This is a genomic window from Candidatus Cyrtobacter comes (genome assembly GCF_034470605.1).
Classification (GTDB): domain Bacteria; phylum Pseudomonadota; class Alphaproteobacteria; order Rickettsiales; family Midichloriaceae; genus Cyrtobacter; species Cyrtobacter comes.
On sequence record NZ_JARGYT010000095.1, the window covers coordinates 1 to 4,666 of the forward strand.

The following is a 4,666-nucleotide window of genomic DNA, read 5'->3' on the forward strand; positions in this document are numbered from 1 at the left end:
GAAACAACCTTTTATCCATCTAAATACCATATTTATCGCCTCCAATATAATATTGCATCTTTTCCATTATTTGGCAAAACCTTTGTTAACAGTGCCTAAAAGCGGTTGATAAGGTAGCAAAAGACCTTAAAGAAGAGAAGAATATATACAAAAAGCTTCAGCATAGTAATACAATACATCTACTACCATCTTAACTTACAATCTGTTAATTGTTTTTAGGGCAATGCCAAATAGATTATTTTAATCTACCTAGCAATAGGAGACGATTTTTTATAGGATGGGCTATTGGAATCTGAAAGTAACATTATGGAAATTCTTCTGTTATTAATGGCATATGGGTTATCATTATCCAACGGATCAGTATCAGAGAGGGCAACAACCTTGTGTATTCTTTCGGATGGTATGCCGCTACTCAAAAGAAAAGCTAATGCTGAAACGGCCCTCTCTGAAGAAAGCGCCCAACTGGAATAACCATCGGCCCTAATTACAGGCTTTTCTGTATGTCCACTAATAGCAAGCGGGCTATTAGAATATTTTATTAATGATATTATTTTTGATAGTATTACTTGCGCACTCTTTGAAAGCTTTGATCCGTTATTTTCAAACATTGGGTGTTTATTTTGGTCTACTATCTCTATCAATAATCCATCTGGCCTTTTTACTATATTTATATTATCACGAAAGGCACTAAGGGTAAGATCACCCTTTATTTCAGCCACCATAGCCTCCTGTGATGCAGTCATATTATCTGGATATTGGTCCGTTGTGCTGCTGGATGTTTGAGAATTATCTGCATTTACAACCTCTTCTTCTTTCTTTGCAGTAAACATGCTAAACGATGGTTCAAAAAACATCGCTATATTTTTCAAAGTCTCTGATGGTGCGGAATTTAAAATCCACAACATCATAAAAAGCGCCATCATAGCAGTCATAAAATCTGCATATGCAACCTTCCAGGCACCACTTTTTGTTTCCGGGAGTGATGATTTTTTTCTTCTTTTGACTATTACTGATTTTTTCATATCTGCACCTTCTGCAATATTTTCTCCAGATCTTCAAAAGAAGGCTTCATACTTGAAGGTAAGACTTGCCTTGCAAATTCAATAGAGATGGCTGGCGGATTCCCATCCGCATGTGAAGCTATAGCTGATTTTACAGATTCAAATACTGATATCTCATAATCAGAAAATTTTTCAAGAAAATTAGAAATTGGCGCAACAACACAATATGATAAGAAAACTCCGGCAAATGTACCTACAAGCGCAGATGCTATCCTAGCTCCAAGTACTGCAGCATCAGCACCTACAGATGCCATTGCCGTTATCACACCAAGTACCGCCGCCACAATACCTATAGCAGGAAATGCATCGGCCAATTTTGCTATAGCAGAATAAACACCATATAATTCAGCCTTTTTCTTTTCTATATGCCTATCCATAAGATCTATAAGATCATGACTTTTATCAAAGCCCATAACAAGAAGCCTCATATAATCACAGAAAAAACTAACCACCTCTTCTCCAGACGGCATTTCCAAAAGTTTTTTAAATAAATGACTAGTTGCCGGCACGTCTAGATGCTTCTCTAATTCAACAACGCCGCTTTTATGAACAAATTTCAATACTGATGATATAGAAGATAGCAATAAAATTCCTGTATCTTCTTTATACGCATCTGCCTTGCTTAATTTTTTAACCCCCTTCCAGGCATAAGATCTGATAGATTTGTTAGTACTAAATATAAATGCCCCAATACCACAACCAACTATTATTAACCATTCAAATGGGTGCAAAAGTATAGAAATTATACCACCATTCCCCAAATATCCAGTTATTAAAGATCCAAAAACTACAGAAAGCCCTATAATGCTTGACATAAGAAAATATGATTAAGTTTAAAAAAAGTATAATATTCATACTAAAAAGTAAAGATAATCAAAAATATTGCATAACAGTATCTTCGAAAATTAAGGATCTTGACTACCATATCAATTAAGTTATATTGTCGCCTTACATCTGGGCTTGGGGTGTCGCCAAGTGGCAAGGCAACGGTTTTTGATACCGTCATTCGGTGGTTCGAATCCATCCACCCCAGCCATCAGGCCTTTTTCCAAGGCCATTACTGGCTTTGTGATTGCGTCTTTATAAATAAACTAACTGCTGAACATATATAAATTCTCTGTGCTTCGCATTATATAGCGGAGAGACTCTTATCAGTAGATATAAAATTCATAAACAATTTAAATTTTACGTATATATCTAGTATAAAATCTTGCAACTTAAGCGGCACAGTAAAAATTATAGTGAATACCACCTCATATTGAATAGAGTATCTCTTTACTTCAAGAGCATCAAATATATTATGCAACTAAAAATAGATAATGCTGTTATCACCTAATTCACAACCCTTTCTCTTGGCTCTATTAGATATACTATGACCCTTGTAATGGCGCACCTGGTGGGATTCGAACTCACGACCTTTGCCTCCGGAGGGCAACGCTCTTTCCACTGAGCTACAGGTGCAAAAAGGCTAGATAGCTATTTTATCCATTGAATCAAGGATATTTGATACATCAATGCATATCCATTTACCACTAAATTAATGCTAATATAAAATATGACCTTTTAGCGCCAAGTAGATAAAAACATATCTTGAACAGCCCTTCTTAATTTATAGCAATAATCTTACTGCTCATAATATTATTGCATAGCTATAAAATCACCACGAACTACACACTGAGCAGCAAACGCATCCCATACAGAATGCATCAATTCTGTTTGATCATCAGCCAATTGTCCATTACCATTAAGCATACTAGCCTGACCAGAGCCTTGAGTAACTAAATGTGGTTCTGCTTCATAATCACACTCCGCTTGATTATCGCATTTATCTTTAAGCTTCTCATACCTTCTCTCACTCATACAGATCCTTCAATTGTACTAATCATAATATTATTGAATAGCAGAAATATCAGCGGCCGCAAGAACATTAGTACGCTCAGCAGCAAACAAACGTATCAAATGCAGTTTCTAATTCTGCATGCCCCCCCTGAGCACCTATTACATCTAACAGCATAGCAGGAGCTGAAGCGAATAACCCATTAGCGCCTAATTCTACTTCATCAGCATCTATACCAAAATTAGAAGCGCATTTATCACTTTCTTCTTCTCCTCCTACCTCTTCTTCCCCCTCTACATGACCAGAATTTCGCGCTTGCTCTTCCAAACATTTTCTCATTCCATCACAAGTCTTCGCCCCATAAGCAACATACACCTCATTCAACATAAATTCTCTAGCTTCATTACTCTTACCTCCTTCTGCCGAGTTTAGAATACATAACATCTTGTTAAAGCACTCCCCCAAGATCTATTACCTCTTTTAGTTTAGGCACACCATCATCATTAAGTTGAATTATATATACTTGATATTTTATATTCTGAAATTCTGCCATACCACATTTGATTCCTTCGAGCATCGAATCCCTAGCATGATCACCAGTTACCGAATGGTTCAAAGTATCTCAATAAGATTCTCAAATACTTTAGAAAACTTTCCATCTAATCCCAGCTAGCCAGCGATAAGCATCTCAACTACAAAATCAATCTTTTGCAGAGCCAAATCTATCGGAGACATACCATTCTTATTTAGCGGACCCAAATTGATTTGACCCGCTATCACATTAAATACATCCACTTGCCCCTTCACTGCTAGATGATGTAAGACCGTATATCCATCATCGTCACTGTAACCATTTAACCAATCGGTCAATTTTCTACTATCTTCCTTATTGAGCCTTATATATTCCTCTATAAAAAGAGCATTAGAATCCTGACCTTTATTCCGGACAAATGCCCAAAGTTTATCAAACTCACCTTTCATGTTAGAAATGGCACCCTTGTTTTGAAGAAACTTTATCATTTGTTTCCTGCCACACCCATTCATCGCAACATCTAGCACAGTTTTGCCTTCATTATTTGTTGCGCCAAGATATATTGTTGGCACACACCTGCAAAGCGTTTCTAAAAATTGCAACTCATCTACAGAGACAGCATTATGCGCTGGCGTATTGCCAGCACCATCTTTGATGTAGCAAAAATACTGTAGTACATCAAGTGGTTTTGGTACCAATGTTAACTTAGATCCAGACTTAGATCCATTCACTTTTAGTCCATAAAGCGCATCTATAAGAGCTTTATTACCTTGCAAAGCTGCAGCATGCAGTATTGTTCCACCATTTTTTAAACGGGCCGAATAATTAAAACCATTCTCGATAAGAAGTTGAAAAATCTCTGCCTGAGGCTTTTCATAGATTCAGCAGTGAAATGAAGTGGGAAACCTTCGGACTTATGACTAGACCGCAACATAGCTTTTACAGCCACAACCATATTATTAAACGCGGCCCGCTCTATAGGAGATAACTTTCCTGGAACTGTTTTTGTATATGGATTTGCACCAGCTTTTACTAATGACCCTATAAGTGGAGAGTACCCATAATGCACCGCTATATCTAATGGACCATTAGACATGTCTGAAACATTTGGATCTGCTCCATTATCACAAAGAAACTTAGGCACTGTTAACAAAGGTTGTATTTAATAGATGCTAAAGCTATAAAGGCAAGGAAAGAGAGATCGGATTTCTCAAATCGTAATGCTAAGCGTCGATT

The 4,666-nt window shown here is 36.9% G+C and carries 7 protein-coding genes and 2 tRNA genes; 1 reads left to right on the forward strand and 8 read right to left on the reverse strand.

Annotated features, from left to right (window positions below; translation table 11 throughout):
* Positions 1-245: 245 nt before the first annotated feature.
* Positions 246-1,022 carry a flagellar motor protein MotB gene (locus Cyrtocomes_RS05360; RefSeq protein ID WP_322498163.1) on the reverse strand — a complete coding sequence of 259 codons (777 nt, stop codon included), beginning with the start codon at positions 1,020-1,022 and terminating at the stop codon, positions 246-248.
* Positions 1,019-1,876 (reverse strand): motility-associated protein, encoded by an 858-nt coding sequence (locus Cyrtocomes_RS05365; RefSeq protein WP_322498164.1) that lies wholly within the window; start codon positions 1,874-1,876, stop codon positions 1,019-1,021. The genes Cyrtocomes_RS05360 and Cyrtocomes_RS05365 overlap by 4 nt, the downstream gene beginning before the upstream one ends.
* 146 nt (positions 1,877-2,022) lie before the next feature.
* Between Cyrtocomes_RS05365 and Cyrtocomes_RS05370 the strand changes: the two genes are divergently transcribed.
* Positions 2,023-2,097 (forward strand) — tRNA-Gln (locus Cyrtocomes_RS05370).
* A gap of 349 nt (positions 2,098-2,446) precedes the next feature.
* Here Cyrtocomes_RS05370 and Cyrtocomes_RS05375 read toward each other — a convergent pair.
* The 6 genes from Cyrtocomes_RS05375 to Cyrtocomes_RS05400 all read right to left on the reverse strand — a co-directional run bounded on the left by Cyrtocomes_RS05375 (position 2,447) and on the right by Cyrtocomes_RS05400 (position 4,574).
* A tRNA-Arg gene (locus tag Cyrtocomes_RS05375) sits at positions 2,447-2,522 on the reverse strand.
* A 177-nt stretch (positions 2,523-2,699) separates the two neighbouring features.
* Positions 2,700-2,921: a hypothetical protein gene (locus Cyrtocomes_RS05380; RefSeq protein ID WP_322498165.1), complete on the reverse strand. Its 222-nt coding sequence runs from the start codon at positions 2,919-2,921 to the stop codon at positions 2,700-2,702.
* A 76-nt stretch (positions 2,922-2,997) separates the two neighbouring features.
* Positions 2,998-3,363, reverse strand: coding sequence for a hypothetical protein (locus tag Cyrtocomes_RS05385; protein WP_322498166.1), 366 nt, complete (start codon positions 3,361-3,363; stop codon positions 2,998-3,000).
* A complete protein-coding gene (locus Cyrtocomes_RS05390) occupies positions 3,347-3,514 on the reverse strand; it encodes a hypothetical protein (RefSeq protein WP_322498167.1) in 168 nt (55 codons plus the stop codon). Before Cyrtocomes_RS05390 ends, Cyrtocomes_RS05385 begins: the two co-directional genes overlap by 17 nt.
* Positions 3,515-3,567: 53 nt before the next feature.
* Entirely contained in the window at positions 3,568-4,206 is a 639-nt protein-coding gene (locus Cyrtocomes_RS05395; protein WP_322498168.1) for an ankyrin repeat domain-containing protein, read from the reverse strand.
* Between the two features lie 32 nt (positions 4,207-4,238).
* The gene (locus tag Cyrtocomes_RS05400; protein WP_322498169.1) at positions 4,239-4,574 is read right to left on the reverse strand and encodes an ankyrin repeat domain-containing protein; all 336 of its coding nucleotides are present in this window, start codon (positions 4,572-4,574) and stop codon (positions 4,239-4,241) included.
* Positions 4,575-4,666: the final 92 nt, after the last annotated feature.

Excerpts from the sequence above, each read along its gene's own strand:
- Cyrtocomes_RS05360 (WP_322498163.1), bottom strand. The coding sequence starts at position 1,022 with ATGAAAAAATCAGTAATAGTCAAAAGAAGAAAAAAATCATCACTCCCG.
- Cyrtocomes_RS05365 (WP_322498164.1), bottom strand. The coding sequence starts at position 1,876 with ATGTCAAGCATTATAGGGCTTTCTGTAGTTTTTGGATCTTTAATAACT.
- Cyrtocomes_RS05380 (WP_322498165.1), bottom strand. The coding sequence starts at position 2,921 with ATGAGTGAGAGAAGGTATGAGAAGCTTAAAGATAAATGCGATAATCAA.